Below are 18,278 nucleotides of genomic sequence, written 5' to 3' on the forward strand. Positions count from 1 at the left end.
GAGCGGCACACCCATCCCGGGGAAAGCGGGTAAAGAAAGTAAAGACACCTGGAACCCTGGATCCCCCCTTGGCGTTCATAGGGGTACGAGTAGCTTCGTCTACGAAGCGCACGCATCACTAACGAGGGAAGGACTCCCAACAATGGCAGTAAGCCTGTCCAAGGGTGGCAACGTCTCGCTCACCAAGGAGGCTCCGGGCCTGACCGCCGTCACCGTGGGCCTCGGCTGGGACGTCCGCACCACCACCGGCACCGACTTCGACCTCGACGCCTCCGCGATCGCGGTGAACCCGCAGGGCAAGGTCTACTCGGACGGCCACTTCGTCTTCTTCAACAACAAGGCGACGCCGGACCAGACCATCGTCCACACCGGTGACAACGTCACGGGGCAGGGCGAGGGCGACGACGAGCAGATCAACGTCAACCTGGCGGGCCTCCCGGCCGACATCGACAAGATCGTCTTCCCGGTCTCGATCTACGACGCCGAGAACCGCTCGCAGAACTTCGGCCAGGTGCGCAACGCGTTCATCCGCATCGTCAACCAGGCCGGCGGCACCGAGATCGCCCGCTACGACCTCTCCGAGGACGCCGCCACCGAGACCGCCATGGTCTTCGGCGAGCTGTACCGCAACGGCGCGGAGTGGAAGTTCCGCGCGGTGGGCCAGGGTTACGCGTCGGGCCTCGTCGGCATCGCGCAGGACTTCGGCGTGAACGTCTGAGGTCAACGGCTGACTGAGCGTCCGGCCTCGGACGCTCTCGCGTGGGACGCAGGAGGCGTGACGGCGTGACGGCGTGACGGCGTGACGGCATGACCATCTGACGTCCGCAGCAAGGCAGTAGAAGGGCCCCGGCCGGGGGATATCCGGCCGGGGCCCTTCTGTGTGCGCTCAGCGAGCACCCTCCCGACCGGCACTTCCCTGCCAAGCGGCAAATAACGGACAGTCACCACCCGCATTCGGACACGAACTGGCAAATCTTTGACGGCGCTCTGTCAAATACGACGCGCCCGGTGTCACTCTCTCCCCGCGCCCCCCACCCCGACGGGTCACCACCCACGGGTCGTTGGACACAGAAGGAGTCCGAGTGACACACCGCTCCCCCGCTCCCCGTACCGCCGGCCGCAGGACTGCCGCACGGGCCACCGCGCTCGCGGCGTCGGCCGCGATGGTCGTCCTGGCTCTGCAGAGCGGCACCGCGGCGACCGCCGCCGGCCGCAGCGCAAGCGACCGCACCGCCGGGGCCACCGCCCTGCCGCTCAGCGCCTCCCAGCGGGCCACGGCCCTCAAGGACGCACAGGCCGATGCCCCGGCGGCCGCCCGCCAACTCGGGCTCGGCAGCGGGGAGAAGCTCGTCGCCCGCGACGTCGTCAGGGACGCGAACGGCACGACCCACACCCGCTACGAGCGCACCTACGACGGCCTGCCCGTGCTCGGCGGCGACCTCGTCACGCACACCGCGAAGAACGGCGACCTCAAGGGCGTCTCCAAGGCGCACAAGGGGGCGATATCCGTGGCGTCGACGGACGCCTCCCTCGCTCCCGCCGCCGCCAGGAAGTCGGCCCTCGCCGCCTCGGACACCAAGAGCGCCGCCGCGAAGAACGTCCGCAAGGTCGTCTGGGCCGCCACCGGCACGCCGGTCCTCGCGTACGAGACGGTCGTGACCGGCACCCAGGCCGACGGGACACCGAGCGAGCTGCACGTCGTCACCGACGCCGCCACCGGCAAGAAGCTGTACTCGTACGAGGGCATCGAGAACGGCACCGGCACCAGCGAGTACAGCGGCACCGTCACGGTCGGCAGCACCGCATCGGCCGGCGGCGGGTTCGACCTCACCGACGGCGGGCGCGGCGGCCACAAGACGTACGACCTGAACGGCGGGACCACCGGCACGGGCACGCTCTTCCACGACGCCGACGACCAGTGGGGCGACGGGACGGTGACGAACCGGCAGACCGCCGCGGTCGACGCCGCGTACGGCGCGGCTGAGACGTGGGACTACTACAAGAGCGCGTTCAACCGGAACGGCATCGCGGGCGACGGCAAGGCCGCGTACTCCCGCGTCCACTACGGCAACGCCTACGTCAACGCCTTCTGGTCGGACTCCTGCTTCTGCATGACGTACGGCGACGGCTCGAACAACCAGCATCCGCTCACCTCGCTGGACGTGGCCGGCCACGAGATGAGCCACGGCCTGACCGCGGCCACCGCGAAGCTCAACTACAGCCGTGAGTCGGGCGGCCTGAACGAGGCCACCTCCGACATCTTCGGCACGTCGGTGGAGTTCTTCGCGAACAACAGCAGCGACGTCGGCGACTACCTCATCGGCGAGAAGATCGACATCAACGGCAACGGCACCCCGCTGCGCTACATGGACAAACCCAGCAAGGACGGCGGCTCCGCCGACTACTGGTCCAAGACGGTCGGCCGCCTCGACGTGCACTACTCGTCGGGCGTCGCCAACCACTTCTTCTACCTCCTGAGCGAGGGCAGCGGCACGAAGACCATCAACGGAGTCACGTACAACTCCCCGACCTCCGACGGCTCTTCGCTCCCAGGCATCGGCCGGGCCAAGGCCGAACAGATCTGGTACAAGGCCCTCTCGACGTACATGACGTCGACGACGGACTACGCGGCCGCCCGCACCGCCACACTCCAGGCGGCGGGCGACCTGTACGGCGCGAACAGCGCCGAACAGCAGGCCGTCGCGGCGACCTGGACCGCGGTGAACGTCAAGTAGCCCTCACCGCAGGAAAGTTCGGCCGGGCCATCCGGACTACGGGTGGTCCGGCTTTCCCTTTCCGTACAGCCAGTCGTCCCAGACCGGCTGCAGATCCTTGCCCGGGTTCTGCTTCTCCACGTACCCGGTGAAGTCGGCGGTGTCCGCGTTGCCGTAACGGTGCGCGGCGGGCCAGCTCTTGAGCAGCTCGAAGAACTTGGCGTCCCCGACCGCCTCGCGGATCTTGTGCAGCACCATCGCGCCGCGCTCGTACACGGGCGGAGCCGAGATGTGCGCGGCGCCCGACGGCTTGGCGGGCGGGAAGGCCCAGATCGGGTTGCCGCTGCCCTTCGCGTAGTAGTCGTCGAACGTCTTCTGCGCGCTGTCGCCGCCGTGCTGCTCCCGCCAGAGCCATTCGGCGTAGGTCGCGAAGCCCTCGTTGAGCCACATGTCGCGCCATGACTCCGGCGTGACGGAGTCCCCGTACCACTCGTGGGCCATCTCGTGGACGAGCGTGGAAAGAGGGGGGGTGCCGGGGAAGACGGGCCTGTTCTGGGTCTCCAGCGCGTACCCGGCGTCACCGTGCCGGTCGACGACGGCGCCGGTGGAGGAGAAGGGGTAGGGGCCGAAGGTCTTGGACTCCCACGCCATGACGGCCGGGATCCTGGCCAGGACCTTGGCGCTCGCGGCCGCCTCGGCCGGGTCCACGGCGGTGTACACGGGCAGCCCGTCGGGCGTCTTGTAGGCCTTGGTCTCGAACTTCCCGATCGCCAGCATCGCGAGATAGCTGGCCATGGGCTGCGGGACATGCCAGTCGAACGTCGTCCGCCCGCCGCTCGTCCGCTCCTTCGTCAACTCCCCGTTGGATACGGCCTTCAGGCCCTTGGGGACGGTGATGTGGAGGTCGTACGTCGCCTTGTCGGAGGGGTGGTTGTTCCCGGGGAACCAGGCCATGGACCCCGTCGGCTCGCCGAGCGCCAGGGCCCCGTCCTGCGTGGGGAGCCAGCCCTCCTCGGAGCCGTCCGGGTCGGTGATGGTCACGGGCTTCCCGGAGTACCGCACGACCGTGCGGAACGCGGAGCCCTTCCGCAGCGTCTCGGCCGGACGGATCGTCAGCTCGTGCCCGGCCCGCTCGAAACGGGCCCTCTGACCGTCGACGGTAACGCCGTCGACCGTGAGGCCCTTGAGGTCGAGATGGAACGCGCTGAGGTCCTGGGTGGCCTTCGCGGTGATGTCGGCTGTGCCGGTCAGCCGGTGCCGGTCGGTATCGAGGGTGAGGTTGTAGTGCATGGCGTCGTAGCCGCCGTTGCCCAGCTTCGGAAAGTACGGGTCCCGCACACCCGCGGCGCCGGGCGTGCCGTGCATCCCGGCGGCGGAACAGGCGCCGAGGGCCAGGACGAGGGCGAGCGCGGGGGCGGCGGCACTTCGTGGGCTACGGGGCACAAAGCGATCGTAGGGGCGAACGCCGTGGAGGCGCCTGCCGGCGGGCGGGCGCCCCCTCCCGCCCGTGACCGGCGCTCTCCCGCCCGTGACCGGCACCCTCCCACCCGTGGCACCATCACTTACGTGCTCGACATCGGCTACGCCCTCTCCCGTCGCTTCCCCGACCCTCCGCAGACGGACTTCCGTCGCGCGGACGTCCACGCGCTGCGGCACGACCTGTTCGCCGGCGACGTCTACCTCGCCGACACCAAGGCCGACCGGGAGCTGTCCACAGCCTGGGGATGGGTGCCGGTGCTGGACTTCGCGTGGGCGCTGTGCGACATCGTCGAGCAGCTGGACCGCGACCCGCGCGGCAGCCGCGCGTCCAGGCCGCAGTACGCCGAGCTCGACTTCACCGAGTCGACGGACCGGATGCTCTTCGAGCGCCGCTTCGGATGGGTCGACATCGAGGCCGACTGGATGGAGGCCGACGAGCCGCCCCTGACGTTCTCCCACACCGCGCTGCGCCGCGAGGCCCGCGACTTCCTGCACGACCTGATCGCCGACCTCACCGACATGCACGAGGACCTGGCGGACAACCCGGTGATCTGGGACCTGCAGGCCCGCTTCCCCCGCATCCCGGACGAGCGCTAGCCCCAAAAACGCACACAAGCCCCCGGCTACTCCACCCGCACCCCGATCTGCGCCGCGAACGCCGGTGCCAGGTCGAAGAGCTGGGCCGGGCTGATGACCGCCCCCGCCAGCCGGTCCACCCCGCGGGCGATCCCCAGCTCTGTCACGCCCCGCAGATCCACGTCAGCCATCACAGCGCCCGTGAAGTCCGCACCCCGCACGACACAGCCCTGGAACTCGACCCGGTCCAGACGCGCGCCCCCGAAGTCCGGCTCCACCAGCACGCACCCGTCGAAGACGACATCCTTCAGGCGCGCCTTGCGCAGATTCAGGTACTCGATCTTCCCGCCGCGCACCACGACCCGCTCCAGCACGCTCCCGTGCAGCTGGACCCCGCCGAGGCGCGCGTCCACCACCTCGACGTCCCGCAGCGTCGCCTCCGCGAGGTCCGTGCCCACACCCCGTATCCCCGTCAGCGTGGAATCGAGGATCCGGGCGCGGGTCAGCCGCGTCTCGTCGAGCCCGCACCCTTCGAGCGCGCAGTCCATGAAGCGGGCGCCCCCGCCGTCCTGCCCGGTGAAGTCGGCCGCCGTGAACTCCACCCCGTCGTAGTCCCCGTCCGGCTCGAGCTCACCGCCGGTCCAGGGCGCCAGCGGGGGCAGCCGCACCTCGGGCCGCCGCGCCTTCTTCACCGCCGCCGGTTTCGCCGACGACGACTTCGCCGACCGCACCACTCGTTTCTCCGCCATGCCCCCATGCTGCCCGCCGCCACTGACAATCGGTGACCGCCGCCTCTCCCCCCGCCCATGTCATATTCCGCCACTCGCAGCCGTCGTACAGAAAAGGCAGCCCGAAGGGAAGAGCGGTATGGCAACGACCAAGCCCGACCTCACCGTCATCGGCGGCGGTCGACCTGCCCGGCACGACCTGGCGGGACCGGCCCGCGATCGACCGCGGGGACGGCGTCTATCCGGCGGGTGACCAGGTCGCGGCGCCCGGCGTGCTCTCCGAGGTGTCGTTCAACAGCGCCATCGAGGCGACCATGCTCGCGCTCACCGCGTCCCGCCCGGGTCTGCGCGCGGCCTGGCCCTTGCGCTTGACCTCAAGTGAGCTTGAGGTTGAAAGGTGGTGCACACCCGGCCCAGCAAGAGGCCATACGCCCCAGGGAGCCCACCATGCACGCCGTACGACTGCACGCCTTCGGCCCCGCCGAGAACCTCACCTACGAGAAGACCGACGACCCCCTGCCCGGCCCCGGCCAGGTCCGGATCGCCGTGGCCGCGGCCGGCGTGCACCTCCTGGACACCGCCCTGCGCGAGGGCATGAAGGGCCCCGCGCCCGAGCCGCCCGCACTGCCCACCGTCCCCGGCCGCGAGGTCGCCGGCACCGTCGAGTCGCTCGGCGAGGGCACCGACGCCTCCTGGCTCGGCAAGCACGTCGTCGGCCACCTCGGATTCGCCCTGGGGGTCCCCCCAGGCTCTTCAAGCTCTGGGGGCGGCTATGCCGAACTCGCCGTCATCGACGCGGTCCGCCTGCACGAACTCCCGCCGGGCCTGGACTTCGCCGAGGCCGTCGCCCTGATCGGCACAGGCCGTACGACGATGGGGATCCTGCAGTTCGCGCCGCTCGGCCCCGCGTCGGTGGCCGTGATCCCGGCCGCGGCCGGCGGCATCGGCACCCTGCTCGTCCAGTACGCGAAGCACGCGGGCGCCACCGTCGTCGGCCTCGCGGGCGGCCCCGAGAAGGTGACCCGCGTCCGCGCGAACGGCGCCGACCTGGCCGTCGACTACACCGCCCCCGACTGGCCCGAACAGGTCCGCTGGTTCCTCAGCGGCCGCACCGCGACCGTCGTCTTCGACGGGGTGGGCGGCGACGCAGGCCTGGCCGCCGTCGACCTGCTCGGCCCCGGCGGCGTCCACGTCGTCTTCGGCTGGTCCGGCAAGGGCCTGCACGACGGCGAGCCCCTCACCTTCTCCGAGGACGAACTCACCCGGCGCGGCATCACCCAGGAACAGGTGCTCGGCCCGCCGATGATGCGGCGCGCGGGCGGCGACAACCCCATCCGCACGCTGGAACTCGCCGCCCTCAAAGAGGCCGAGGCCGGCCGCCTGCGTCCCGCGGTGACCCGCTTCCCGCTCGCCGAAGCAGCCGCGGCCCACCGCGCCCTGGAGAACCGCGCCACGATCGGCAAGGTGGTCCTGATCCCGTGACCCGCAGCCCAGGCCCAAGGACGCGCCGCGCCGGCCGGCCCCGGCGAGGCACGCGCTACGACCCGAGCCGCGCCAGCGCCCCGTCCGTCAACCGGTACACCGTCCACTCGTCCTGCGGCGCCGCGCCGAGCGCCTTGTAGAAGTCGATCGACGGCTCGTTCCAGTTGAGGACCGACCACTCCAGACGCGCGTACCCGCGCTCGACGCAGATCCGCGCAAGTTCGGTCAGCAGCGCCTTGCCGTGGCCGCCGCCACGCGCCTCGGGCCGTACGTACAGATCCTCCAGATAGATCCCGTGCACGCCGCGCCACGTGGAGAAGTTCAGAAACCACAGGCAGAAGCCCACAGGCTCACCCGTCGTGTCGTCCTCGGCGATGTGGGCGAACGCGGCGGGCCGCTCCCCGAACAGCGCCTCGCGCAGCTGCTCCTCGGTGGCCCGCGCCTCGTGCAGCGCCTCCTCGTAGTCGGCGAGTTCACGGACCAGGGCATGGATGACGGGGACATCGGCGGACGTGGCGGTACGAATCATGACGGCAGGCTAACCAGTCACCGCGAGACGGCCCGGACGGGGCGGATCACCAGTCACCGCGAGACCGCCCGGACCAGCCGGATCACCAGTCACCGCGAGACCGCCCGGACCAGCCGGATCACCAGTCACCGCGGCCCGCCCCTCACAGCCCCGCTCACCGCCCGAGCAGCCTCCGAGCCGTCTCCATATGGTCCGGCGCCAGGGGCCGCCCGTCCTCGATCTCCCACAGGGAGTCCTGAAGCACCCGCCCCAGAGTCCAGGCGCGCGCCCGCTCCCGGTCGAGCCCGAGCACCCCGCTCATCGCGTCGAACCGCCACACCACCTCGTCCGCGTCGAAGCGATTGTCGATGGCGGGCTTCAGGTCGAAGCCCGGATCACCCGCGAGCGGCTTCGGGTCGATGGCGAGCCACGGCTCCCGCCCAGCGGCCAGCACGTTCTCGAAGTGCAGATCCCAGTGCAGCAGCCGGTCGCCCGCCTCGCCGGCGACCTCGCGCACAGCCGCCGCGCAGTCCGCGAGCAGCGCACGGTCACCCGGACCGGCCACGGCCGCGAGCGCCGAAGGCACCCGGGCGAGCATGTCCGCCGCAATGTCGGCCAGCCGCCGCATCCCTTCCGGGGCGGGCCCGGACGTGAGCCGGGCAAGCAGCTCGGCGATGACGAGGACAGCCTCACGGGAATCCTCCACGCAGTCCAGCATCCGCCCGGAGTCGAGCCGTTCGAGGAGCATCGTGCCGGTGGCGTCGTCGTGGTCGAGCAGCCGGACGGCGCCGTCGCCACCCCAGACGCGCAGCGCGACCGGCTCGCCCCCGGTCTCCTCGTCGAGGATCTGGAACTTGACCGCGGCAGGCGTCCCGTCGCCCCGCACCACGGGCAGGACCAGGGCCGCCATGCCGTGCATCGCGGGCCCGTCGACGCGCAGATCCCAGCGTTCGACGAACTCCTCCACGCGCGCGGGAAGCCCCGCGATGAAGGCGCGACCGGGGTCACCCGCGTAGGTGTACTGGGACTCGACCAGGCCGTCCGGAATGTCGATCACCCGAACGACCCTACGTGCGTGCCTCAATGCAGTCCATGCGCCGATTCCTCCTCGCCGTGTGGTCGTACGTACGGCACGCCCCCGGCACCTACCTCTGGCTGGCCGCCCTGTTCCTCACCACAGTCGCCATGCACCACATGGACCCCCACTTCGAGCACGAGTTCCTGCGCCAGCGCTCCACAAACCTGCACGAACTGTCGACGAACCCGGTCCGCGTGTTCGTCGCCTCCCTGTTCTGGATCGACGACAGCAGCTGGTGGCCGTACGCCGTCCTCTACACGGTGTTCCACGCGCAGGCCGAACGCTGGCTCGACACCTGGCGCTGGCTGGCCGTCGCGGGGGCGGCACACGTCCTCGCGACACTGATCAGCGAAGGCGCGCTGCTCTGGGCGATCCGCGAGGGCCACGCGCCCGCCTCATCGGCCGACACCCTTGATGTAGGGGTGAGTTACGCGCTCGCGGGCGTCGTCGGCGTCCTCACCTACCGGCTCGCCCCGCCCTCGCGCTACATCTATCTGGCCGTCGTCCTGACCGTCTACGGCGGCCCGCTGCTCACCGGCCGCACCTTCACCGACCTGGGGCACTTCGTCTCGGTCCTCATCGGCCTGGCCTGCCACCCCCTGGCACGCGACCGGGGCGAGCCCCTGACCCCCCAAACGCTCCTGCGACAGGACCGGACAGCGACGCAGGGCGACCACCCCCAAACCCAGGAAGACCGCCGTCCCCCCTGCCCGAACCCCCCTCCGGAGCGCTAACGTCCGAGGCCATGAGCAGCAAGAACGGCACCCCCGGCACCCAAGCCACCATCAACGGCGGCATATCGTTCTGGTACGCGGACGACGGCATCCCCACCGCCCGCGAACCCCTGCCGGGTGACACGTCCGCCGACATCGTCATCGTCGGCGGCGGCTACACAGGCCTGTGGACCGCCTACTACCTCAAGAAGGCCGCACCCTTCCTCCGCATCACCGTCCTGGAGCAGAAGTTCTGCGGCTACGGCGCGTCCGGCCGCAACGGCGGCTGGCTCTACAACGGCATCGCCGGCCGCGACCGCTACGCGAAGCTGCACGGCCACGACGCGGCCGTCCGCCTCCAGGAAGCCATGAACGACACGGTCTCCGAGGTGATCCGCACGGCCGCCGAAGAGAAGATCGACGCCGACATCCACCAAGGCGGCGTACTCGAAATCGCCTACACACCAGCCCAGTTGGCCCGCCTCAAGGCCTTCCACGCGGCAGAGCTCGCGTACGGCGAGAAGGACCGCACCCTGCACGGCGCCCGCGAGACCGCCGAGCGCGTCCGCGTCTTCGGGGCCGTCGGCTCGACCTGGACCCCGCACGGCGCCCGCCTGCACCCCGCCAAACTCCTCAAGGGCCTGGCCGCGGCCGTCGAAGCCCTCGGCGTCACAATCCACGAGTCGACGCCCGTCACAGAGATCAAGCCCAAGCACGCCGTCACCCCGTACGGCACGGTCCGCGCGCCCTACATCCTGCGCTGCACCGAGGGCTTCACCGCGTCCCTCAAGGGCCAGCGCCGCACCTGGCTCCCCATGAACTCCTCCATGATCGCCACAGAGCCCCTCACCCCGGCCCAATGGGACTCCATCGGCTGGGAGAACCGCGAGACCCTCGGCGACATGGCGCACGCCTACATGTACGCCCAGCGCACCGCCGACGGCCGCATCGCGCTCGGCGGCCGAGGCGTCCCGTACCGCTACGGCTCGAAGACCGACAACGACGGCCGCACCCAGCAGGCGACGATCGACTCCCTGCACGCCCTCCTCACCCGCTTCTTCCCCCAGCTCGCAGGCGTCGCCGTGACCCACGCCTGGTCCGGCGTCCTCGGCGTCCCCCGCGACTGGTGCGCCACGGTCACCCTCGACCGCGCGACGGGCCTCGGCTGGGCGGGCGGCTACGTCGGCTCGGGCGTCGCCACCACCAACCTCGCCGCCCGCACCCTGCGCGACCTGGTCCAGCAGGACTCCGGCCAGTCCGGCCCCACCGACCTCACGACCCTCCCCTGGGTCAACCACAAGGTCCGCAAGTGGGAACCGGAACCCTTCCGCTGGCTGGGCGTCCACGGGATGTACGCCACCTACAACGCGGCCGACCACCGCGAACTCACCACGCACACGACAGACTCCTCCCGCCTGGCCCGAGCCGCGGACAAGGTGGCGGGCCGCGGCTGACAAGCCCCCCACGCACGACGAAGGCCCAGGTCATACCCGTGACCTGGGCCTTTGCCCCAACAGAGCCCCCTGTCGGATTCGAACCGACGACCTCGAGATTACAAATCACGCGCTCTAAACCGAACTGAGCTAAGGGGGCATCGCGTGCGACAACGACCGTACGCGAAGGCTGCTCCACCTTACACAGCCCCCGTTTGCCCCAGCCACGAAGTTGCCCACCACGCCTGAGATCACGATCCCCGCGTAACCACCCACGCACTCGTTCGTTTACCGAACAGACACACCGTTCCGACTATCGGACAACGGGACCCGGGGGACACATGAGGGATTCGGCGGCGCATGGACAGCCGGTGGCGCTGACCGGCGTCGAGGCCAAACGCGTGAAGCGCGAGGCACTCGGCATCGGCGATCGGGTCAAGCACCAGAACCGTCCAGCGACCCGCATGAGGAGCCGCGCCAAGCAGCCCGGCACTCAGCAGCGCGTCTACCGCTTCCGCTTCTACCCGACGACGGAGCAGGCCGAGCAGCTGGAGAAGACGTTCGGCGCCTGCCGGTGGGTCTACAACGAGGGCCTGGCGCTGCGGTCGGGCGCTTGGGAGCGGTATCGGGTGAATGTGGGGTTCGCGGAGACGTGCCGGGCGTTGACGGGCTGGCGGCAGGCCGCGGGCACTGCGTGGCTTCAGGAGGTGTCGTCAACGGTGCTTCAGCAATCGTTGCGGCATCTGGATCAGGCATATGCGCGGTTCTTCAAGGGGACGGCGAAGTATCCGAAGGGGAAGAAGAAGCGCAGGTCGCGGGATGTGGCGACGTATGTGCGGACGGGTTTTCGCTGGGTGGAGGATCCGGATCGGCCGGGCACGGGCCGTGTGACGCTGGCCAAGCAGTCGGGTCCGCTCGATGTGCGGTGGTCTCGCGCGCTTCCGGCGGGGGTGCTTCCTGTGCGGTTGTCGGTGACGCGGGACCGGGCGGGGCGGTATTTCCTGGCGGTGCTGGTGGAGGAGCGGGTCGCGGAGCTGTCCTCCGCGTTCGTGCCGGGTTCTCGGGAGCCGAAGGCCGTCGGGCTTGATCTGGGGCTCGCTTCGTTGGTCACGCTTGATGACGGAACGAAGCTGGATCACCCGCGTCTGCTGAAGCGGTATGGGGAGCGGTTGGCGCGGTTGCAGCGTGAGCTGCACCGGAAGGTGCGGGGTTCGCGGAACAGGGAGAAGGCCAGGCGGCAGATCGCTCGCCTTTACGCGCTCATCGGTGATGTGCGCAGGGACATGTTGGACCAGTTCACAACCCGCCTCGTGCGCGAGAACCAAGTGCTCGTTGTGGAGGACCTGTCCATCGTGACCCTGATTCCGGCGCGTGGCACGGGCAGGAAGCGGAAGGCGCGGCTGAATGAGGCGATCCGTGACGCGGGGTGGGGTGAGCTGTTGCGGCAGTTGCGTTACAAGTGCGAGTGGTACGGCCGGACGCTGGTGATCGTGGACCGTTTCTTCCCCTCCACGCGGCGTTGCTCGGCCTGTCATGTGAAGGGGCCGAAGGTGGAACTCTCGGTGCGGGATTGGGTATGCGCCGAGTGTGGCGCGGCCCATGACCGCGATGTGAATGCGGCGGTGAATCTGCGGGATGAGGGGATGCGCCTGTACTGGCTGGTGATGTCCGCCTTGCCACCGGGTCGTACGGCGCCGGCGGTGATCAAGGCGTCGGAGCTGCCACGCTCGGAGGGGTCTTTGCCTGCCGCGTAAGTGGCGCGGCAGGTGCAGTACGGACCGACGGGCCGTCGGCCGGAATGCCTGTGGAGTTCGTGTGAGTCCGTGCGCGATGACGGGGCAGCCCGTGTGTCCGTCGGCGACGGGCAGTGAAGCAGGAAGCCTGAGGGCGAGGTCAAAAGTGCGTTGCTCTGCCTGCCAGCCAGTCCGAACCCTCGAACTTCTCGAAAAAATTTCGTCGAAGGTCACTTCGCTCCGGCTACTGACAGACCCGACACCGGACAGGTACCGTCCAGAAACAGTTCACCCGTGTGGACTACACCACTGCGGCAGCGCCCGCGTTGGATCACCACCTTTACAACGGATCGTCCGGCACGTTCCTGCCGGTGAAGGGGGCTTAACAGCCATGGCAACTGTTTCGTTCGACAAGGCGACCCGGATCTACCCGGGCTCCACCAAGCCGGCCGTCGACGGCCTGGAGATCGAGATCGAGGACGGTGAGTTCCTCGTCCTCGTCGGCCCGTCCGGCTGCGGCAAGTCGACCTCCCTGCGCATGCTCGCGGGTCTCGAGGACGTGAACGGCGGAGCGATCCGCATCGGCGACCGCGACGTGACCCACCTGCCGCCCAAGGACCGGGACATCGCCATGGTGTTCCAGAACTACGCGCTCTACCCGCACATGTCGGTCGCCGACAACATGGGCTTCGCCCTCAAGATCGCCGGCGTGAACAAGGCCGAGATCCGCCAGAAGGTCGAAGAGGCCGCGAAGATCCTCGACCTGTCCGAGTACCTGGACCGCAAGCCGAAGGCCCTCTCCGGCGGTCAGCGCCAGCGTGTGGCCATGGGGCGCGCCATCGTGCGTGAGCCGCAGGTCTTCCTCATGGACGAGCCGCTGTCGAACCTCGACGCCAAGCTCCGTGTGTCCACGCGTACGCAGATCGCGTCGCTGCAGCGCCGCCTCGGCATCACCACCGTCTACGTCACCCACGACCAGGTCGAGGCCATGACGATGGGTGACCGTGTGGCGGTCCTCAAGGACGGTCTGCTGCAGCAGGTCGACACCCCGCGCAACATGTACGACCGCCCGGCCAACCTCTTCGTCGCCGGCTTCATCGGCTCCCCGGCCATGAACCTGGTCGAGGTCCCGATCACCGACGGTGGCGTGAAGTTCGGCAACTCGGTCGTGCCGGTGAACCGCGACGCGCTGAAGGCCGCCTCCGACGCCGGCGACCGCACCGTCACGGTCGGTGTCCGCCCGGAGCACTTCGACATAGTCGAGGCGGGCGGCGGCGAGGCCGCGCAGTCCCTTTCCAAGGACACCGCGGACGCCCCGGCCGGCCTCGCCGTCTCGGTGAACGTCGTCGAGGAACTCGGTGCCGACGGCTACGTCTACGGCACCGCGCAGGTCGGTGGCGAGGCCAAGGACCTCGTCGTCCGGGTCAACGGCCGCCAGGTCCCCGAGAAGGGCACCCAGCTCCACGTCGTGCCCCGCCCGGGCGAGACCCACGTCTTCTCCTCGTCGACCGGTGAGCGCCTCACCGACTGACAGCCCGCCTGCTGCGCAGTGGAGCCCCGCACTTCGGTGCGGGGCTCCTCGCGTTCCCGGCCGTTCCCCCACCCGGAACTCAGGCAGCGTTGTCGACAAATACCCCCGCGCATCTGCCATTTCGACCCTTGTACGTCAACACGCGTGAATCAAAACGGGATTGCCCATCCCTCGACCGAGTGACTAAATGTCGCCAAATCATCACCGACCGCTACGCTCACTCGCGTGACGCACTCCGCCAACCACACCCAGAAGCCGCGCCGGGGCCGGGGCCCCGCCCGCCGCGTAGGCCGCACCCTCGCTCTCGTCCTGCCGGTGATGCTGGTGCTCTCCGGCACACTCGCGGTCACCCGAGTGAACTGGTCCGGCAGTTCACCGGACTCGATCCTCACCGCTTCCTCGCAGAACGTCTCCGCGCGTGCCACGTCGCGCGCCCCCCAGGACGTCCTGCGCGACAAGCTGCTGCTGGAACTCCAGGACAAGGACCCCGGTATCGCCCTCACCCACCTCCAGCAGGAGATGCACGAGCGGCCGTCCCTCGCCAAGCACTGCGTCTCCATCGCCCGCGCCCTGGGCCGCGCCGCCGTGCAGGCCTACGGTCCCTCCCGCGCCCAGTCCTTCGCCCGCCCCGTCTGCGACACCGCGTTCGCGACGGGCGTCGCCACGGCAGCGCGCGGCTGACGCCCTCACGGCCGGCCGGGAAGGGGCCGACGTACAGTGCGGGCATGACGAGCGCCCAGGCCCCGGACCCGCACAGCCAGCACCACCCCACACAGGCCGTCGTCCTGGCCGGCGGCCAGGGCTCGCGCCTGCGGCCCTACACCGACGACCGGCCCAAGCCGATGGTCGAGATCCCCGGCACCGGGACCCCGATCATCGGCCATCAGCTTGCCTGGCTCGCCGAAGAGGGCGTGACGGACGCGGTCGTCTCCTGCGGGCATCTCGCCGAGGTGCTCCAGGAGTGGCTCGACGGCGCCGAACTCCCGCTGCGTGTCACCACGGTGGTCGAGAAGGAACCCCTCGGCCGTGGCGGCGGCCTCAAGTACGCCGCCGCGCACCTGCCGCATCCCGACCGGCCCTGGTACGCGACGAACGGCGACATCTGGACCCGGTTCTCGCTGCGCGAGATGGCGGACTTCCACGCCGAGCGCGACGCCACCGCCACCCTTGCTCTGGCCCGCCCTCGCATCCCGTGGGGTGCCGTGGAGACCGACGCGTTCGGCCACATCACGGACTTCGTCGAGGCTCCGCCGTCCCCGTATCTGATCAACGCGGGCGTCTACGTCTTCTCCCCCGACTTCACGGGCCTGCTCCCGGACCGCGGTGACCACGAGCGCACCACGTTCCCGCGCCTGGCCCGCGCGAAGCGCCTGGCCGGCTTCCCCATCCCGCAGGGCGCGTACTGGAGGGCCATCGACACGGCGAAGGACCTCACCGAGGCCGCCAAGGAGCTGGCCGCGCTGGGACGTTGAGCCCGCCGTTCCCGATGTCCTGTGTCCTGATGGCCTGATGTCCCGATACGGGAAGGGCCCGCACACAATGCGTGTGCGGGCCCGTTCAGGTTTCTACGGGGTGTGGTCAGCCGCCGAGTACTCCGCCGAGGAGGCCTCCCTGCTTGTCCCCGTCGCCGCCGGAACCACCCGACCCGCCGGTGCCGCCGCCCGTGCCGGTGCCGCCGCCCGTGCCCGTGCCGCCGCTGGAGGCGGGCCCGCTGCTGGACGCCGGGGGCTGCTGCTGGGCCGGCGGGGCCGACTGCGGGGGCGCCTGGCCGGTGCCCTGCGTCTGGCTGGGCTGGCCCACGCCGCTGGCGGTACCTGTAGCCGGGGCGGATCCCGGTGAGCTCGCGGCGCCGGACGGCTTCGCCGAAGTGGCGCCCTGCGTAGGGGCGTTGGACGCCGAAGGGCTCTGCGAGCGGTGCTGCTTGCGGCGGGGCTCCGACGGGAGCGGGGAGCCGGGCAGTTCGTTGCGCGGGGCCTCTCCGGGACTCGGGGCTGTGACGCGGCCCGCGTCGCGCACGGCGCCGCCGAGCAGTGAGCCGATGAGCAGAGTCAGGCCGACGGCGACGGTCGTCACGACGGTGCCGCGGCGCAGCACGTACCGCCGCAGTTCCCACAGTTCGGCGCGCGGGCCGAGCCGGCGCCAGGCGCCGCCCGCGAGGCGTCCGTCGATGGAGTAGACGGGCGCGCCCGCGATGATCAGCGGGGACCAGGCGGCCAGGTAGATGATGTCGGGCGCGTCGTAGGCGGGCACCGTCTTCCAGCTGACGGTGACGATGAGTGCGGCCGAGAGCAGTACGCCGAAGACGGCCGCGACGCGCTGCCAGAGGCCGAGCACGGTGAGCACACCGACGACGACCTGGAGGAAGGCGATGCACAGCCCGGCGCCGACGGGGTGCTGGAGTGCGAAGTCGCGCAGGGGTTCGGCGAGGGCCCACGGGTGCAGCGAGTTGAGCCACTTGACCATGGAGCCGCGGTCGCCGCCGTCGAAGTAGACGGGGTCGCAGAGCTTGCCCATGCCGGCGTACATGGAGATGAAGCCGAGGAAGACGCGCAGCGGGAGGAGGACGACGCCGAGGTTCATCCGGCGGCCGGGGTAGTACGCGTGCCGGACCGGGTCGGCAGCGTGCCGCCGGGACGCGTTGCTCCCGGCCCGGTCGTCGAACTCGTCGTCGCTGAACTCGCCGTCGCTGAACTCGCCGTCGTCGTACGGGGGTTCCACGTACAACGGCTCTTCGAAGGCGCTGCCGGACTGCCGCATCTGCGGGAGGAGGCGGGTGCCCTGTGCGGTGACCGTGGGCAGTTCGCCCGTGGCGTCGTCCCTGAGGTCGCTGTCGAGGTCGATGCGCGGGATGACCTGGGTGGCGCGGCCGCCCCCGCCCTCGAAGCCGTGCCGGGGCAGCGTGCCTTCGCCTGCTCTGCGGGCCGCCTGGAGGAGACCGGTGGCCCCGGGGTCGCCGGGCGCGGACCGGCCGCTCCAGACGACGGGGGCGCGGCGGCGCGCGGCGGCTGCGCCGACGACGGGGATGCGAGCGGTCTGGTCCAGCGAGCCCAGGTGCCGGGCGATGCGGGGGGACTGCGTCTGCTGCGCCCGGGGGAGCTGCACGCGGAAACTCGCGTGATTGACGACGACCTGCGCGGGATCGCACGGCACCTTCACCATGCTCAGCGCGGGACCGTCGTCGAATCCGGAATCGAATCCGGGGCCGAGTCCGGGCGAGCGGTCCCCCGTAGGTGTGCGGGGTGTTCTGGTGTCCACACTCATCTAACCGAGTGATGTGTGTTTAGGACACTGCCTCGAGCGCGTGCAAATGTCCGGACCGCGTCAAGATCGCGGCCCGGACATCCGGTCAGGAACGGCGGCGGGCCGCCTCGTACAGGACGACGCCTGCCGCGACACCGGCGTTGAGGGATTCGGTGCCGCCCGGCATCGGGATCCGCACGCGGTAGTCGCAGGTCTCGCCGACGAGTCGGGACAGGCCCTTGCCCTCGCTGCCGACCACGATGACGACGGGCCCGCCGAGGGCTTCGAGGTCACCGACGGTGTGCTCGCCGTCGGCCGCGAGACCGACGATGGCGATGCCGGCCTTCTTGTAGCCCTCGAGAGCGCGCGTCAGGTTCGTGGCGCGGGCGACGGGCGTACGGGCCGCGGCGCCCGCGGACGTCTTCCAGGCACCGGCGGTCATGCCGGCCGCGCGCCGCTCGGGCACGACGACGCCGTGGCCGCCGAACGCGGAGACGGAACGCACGACGGCGCCGAGGTTGCGGGGGTCGGTGACGCCGTCCAGGGCGACGATCAGCGGGTCCTGGCCCTGGTCGTACGCGGCGGCGGCGAGGTCCTCCGGGTGCGCGTACTCGTACGGCGGGACCTGGAGGACGAGGCCCTGGTGGTTGAGGCCGTTGGTCATGCGGTCCAGCTCGGGGCGCGGGGCCTCCATCAGGTGGATACCGCCGCGCTCACCGGCGAGCTGGAGCGCCTCGCGCACCCGCTCGTCGTTGTCGATGAACTGCTGGACGTAGAGCATCGAGGCGGGCACGCCCTCGCGCAGCGCCTCGACGACGGAGTTGCGCCCGACGACCATCTCGGACGTGCCCTTGCCGCCGCGGCTCTTCAGCGTCGCGGGGCGGCGGGTGGCCTGCTTGGCCTTGGCGCCCGCGATGCGGTTCTTCTTGTGTCCCTTGCGCATCTCGGCGGGCGGCGTCGGACCCTTGCCTTCGAGTCCCCGGCGTCGCTGGCCGCCACTGCCGACCTGCGCGCCCTTCTTGCCGGACATGCGGCGGTTGTTCGCGGCCATGATCTACCTGTC

At 70.5% G+C, this 18,278-nt stretch carries 16 protein-coding genes, 1 tRNA gene and 1 pseudogene; 11 read left to right on the forward strand and 7 right to left on the reverse strand.

The window, feature by feature from the left end; all coding sequences use genetic code 11:
* Nucleotides 1–142 precede the first annotated feature (142 nt).
* A complete protein-coding gene (locus ACY0PA_RS20175; RefSeq protein WP_100595698.1) occupies nucleotides 143–718 on the forward strand; it encodes a TerD family protein in 576 nt (191 codons plus the stop codon).
* A 445-nt stretch (nucleotides 719–1,163) separates the two neighbouring features.
* Nucleotides 1,164–2,735, forward strand: a complete 1,572-nt coding sequence (locus ACY0PA_RS20180) for a M4 family metallopeptidase (protein WP_473086377.1) — start codon at nucleotides 1,164–1,166, stop codon at nucleotides 2,733–2,735.
* Nucleotides 2,736–2,771: 36 nt separating this feature from the next.
* Here ACY0PA_RS20180 and ACY0PA_RS20185 read toward each other — a convergent pair whose 3' ends face one another.
* The gene (locus ACY0PA_RS20185) at nucleotides 2,772–4,157 is read right to left on the reverse strand and encodes a M1 family metallopeptidase (RefSeq protein WP_473085931.1); all 1,386 of its coding nucleotides are present in this window, start codon (nucleotides 4,155–4,157) and stop codon (nucleotides 2,772–2,774) included.
* A gap of 123 nt (nucleotides 4,158–4,280) precedes the next feature.
* Here ACY0PA_RS20185 and ACY0PA_RS20190 point away from each other — a divergent pair, with 123 nt between their 5' ends.
* A complete protein-coding gene (locus tag ACY0PA_RS20190; protein ID WP_473085932.1) occupies nucleotides 4,281–4,790 on the forward strand; it encodes a hypothetical protein in 510 nt (169 codons plus the stop codon).
* Nucleotides 4,791–4,816: 26 nt separating this feature from the next.
* Here ACY0PA_RS20190 and ACY0PA_RS20195 read toward each other — a convergent pair whose 3' ends face one another.
* Complete coding sequence (locus ACY0PA_RS20195) at nucleotides 4,817–5,518, reverse strand: pentapeptide repeat-containing protein (RefSeq protein WP_473085933.1); 702 nt, start codon at nucleotides 5,516–5,518, stop codon at nucleotides 4,817–4,819.
* A 110-nt stretch (nucleotides 5,519–5,628) separates the two neighbouring features.
* On the opposite strand from ACY0PA_RS20195, the pseudogene ACY0PA_RS20200 reads away from it, so the two are divergent.
* Together ACY0PA_RS20200 and ACY0PA_RS20205 are read left to right on the forward strand one after the other, a co-directional pair.
* Nucleotides 5,629–5,838: pseudogene (locus ACY0PA_RS20200) on the forward strand (FAD-dependent oxidoreductase); the annotation flags it as partial.
* 106 nt (nucleotides 5,839–5,944) lie between these two features.
* Entirely contained in the window at nucleotides 5,945–6,979 is a 1,035-nt protein-coding gene (locus ACY0PA_RS20205) for a zinc-binding dehydrogenase (RefSeq protein ID WP_473085934.1), read from the forward strand.
* A gap of 55 nt (nucleotides 6,980–7,034) precedes the next feature.
* On the opposite strand, the gene ACY0PA_RS20210 is transcribed toward ACY0PA_RS20205, so the two are convergent.
* A complete protein-coding gene (locus ACY0PA_RS20210) occupies nucleotides 7,035–7,508 on the reverse strand; it encodes a GNAT family N-acetyltransferase (RefSeq protein WP_100595690.1) in 474 nt (157 codons plus the stop codon).
* Between the two features lie 154 nt (nucleotides 7,509–7,662).
* Nucleotides 7,663–8,571: an aminoglycoside phosphotransferase family protein gene (locus ACY0PA_RS20215; protein ID WP_473085935.1), complete on the reverse strand. Its 909-nt coding sequence runs from the start codon at nucleotides 8,569–8,571 to the stop codon at nucleotides 7,663–7,665.
* On the opposite strand from ACY0PA_RS20215, the gene ACY0PA_RS20220 reads away from it, so the two are divergent.
* The gene (locus tag ACY0PA_RS20220; protein ID WP_473085936.1) at nucleotides 8,571–9,299 is read left to right on the forward strand and encodes a rhomboid-like protein; all 729 of its coding nucleotides are present in this window, start codon (nucleotides 8,571–8,573) and stop codon (nucleotides 9,297–9,299) included. The two genes, ACY0PA_RS20215 and ACY0PA_RS20220, sit on opposite strands and share 1 nt — an antisense overlap.
* Before the next feature lie 11 nt (nucleotides 9,300–9,310).
* On the forward strand, nucleotides 9,311–10,732 hold the full coding sequence (locus ACY0PA_RS20225; RefSeq protein WP_473085937.1) for an NAD(P)/FAD-dependent oxidoreductase: 1,422 nt from the start codon (nucleotides 9,311–9,313) through the stop codon (nucleotides 10,730–10,732).
* 63 nt (nucleotides 10,733–10,795) lie between these two features.
* Here the strand turns inward: ACY0PA_RS20225 and ACY0PA_RS20230 are convergent.
* A tRNA-Thr gene (locus tag ACY0PA_RS20230) sits at nucleotides 10,796–10,871 on the reverse strand.
* 181 nt (nucleotides 10,872–11,052) lie between these two features.
* Between ACY0PA_RS20230 and ACY0PA_RS20235 the strand changes: the two genes are divergently transcribed.
* The 4 genes from ACY0PA_RS20235 to ACY0PA_RS20250 all read left to right on the forward strand — a co-directional run bounded on the left by ACY0PA_RS20235 (nucleotide 11,053) and on the right by ACY0PA_RS20250 (nucleotide 15,447).
* Complete coding sequence (locus ACY0PA_RS20235; RefSeq protein ID WP_473085938.1) at nucleotides 11,053–12,465, forward strand: RNA-guided endonuclease InsQ/TnpB family protein; 1,413 nt, start codon at nucleotides 11,053–11,055, stop codon at nucleotides 12,463–12,465.
* Nucleotides 12,466–12,835: 370 nt separating this feature from the next.
* Entirely contained in the window at nucleotides 12,836–13,975 is a 1,140-nt protein-coding gene (locus ACY0PA_RS20240) for an ABC transporter ATP-binding protein (protein WP_473085939.1), read from the forward strand.
* Between the two features lie 225 nt (nucleotides 13,976–14,200).
* Nucleotides 14,201–14,656, forward strand: a complete 456-nt coding sequence (locus ACY0PA_RS20245) for a hypothetical protein (protein WP_473085940.1) — start codon at nucleotides 14,201–14,203, stop codon at nucleotides 14,654–14,656.
* 44 nt (nucleotides 14,657–14,700) lie between these two features.
* Entirely contained in the window at nucleotides 14,701–15,447 is a 747-nt protein-coding gene (locus tag ACY0PA_RS20250; RefSeq protein WP_473085941.1) for a nucleotidyltransferase family protein, read from the forward strand.
* A gap of 106 nt (nucleotides 15,448–15,553) precedes the next feature.
* On the opposite strand, the gene ACY0PA_RS20255 is transcribed toward ACY0PA_RS20250, so the two are convergent.
* Nucleotides 15,554–17,230 (reverse strand): DoxX family membrane protein, encoded by a 1,677-nt coding sequence (locus tag ACY0PA_RS20255; protein ID WP_473086378.1) that lies wholly within the window; start codon nucleotides 17,228–17,230, stop codon nucleotides 15,554–15,556.
* A gap of 91 nt (nucleotides 17,231–17,321) precedes the next feature.
* Entirely contained in the window at nucleotides 17,322–18,266 is a 945-nt protein-coding gene (gene rlmB, locus ACY0PA_RS20260) for a 23S rRNA (guanosine(2251)-2'-O)-methyltransferase RlmB (RefSeq protein WP_116512322.1), read from the reverse strand.
* Nucleotides 18,267–18,278: the final 12 nt, after the last annotated feature.

The organism is Streptomyces sp. DS1-CR2 (assembly GCF_055760475.1).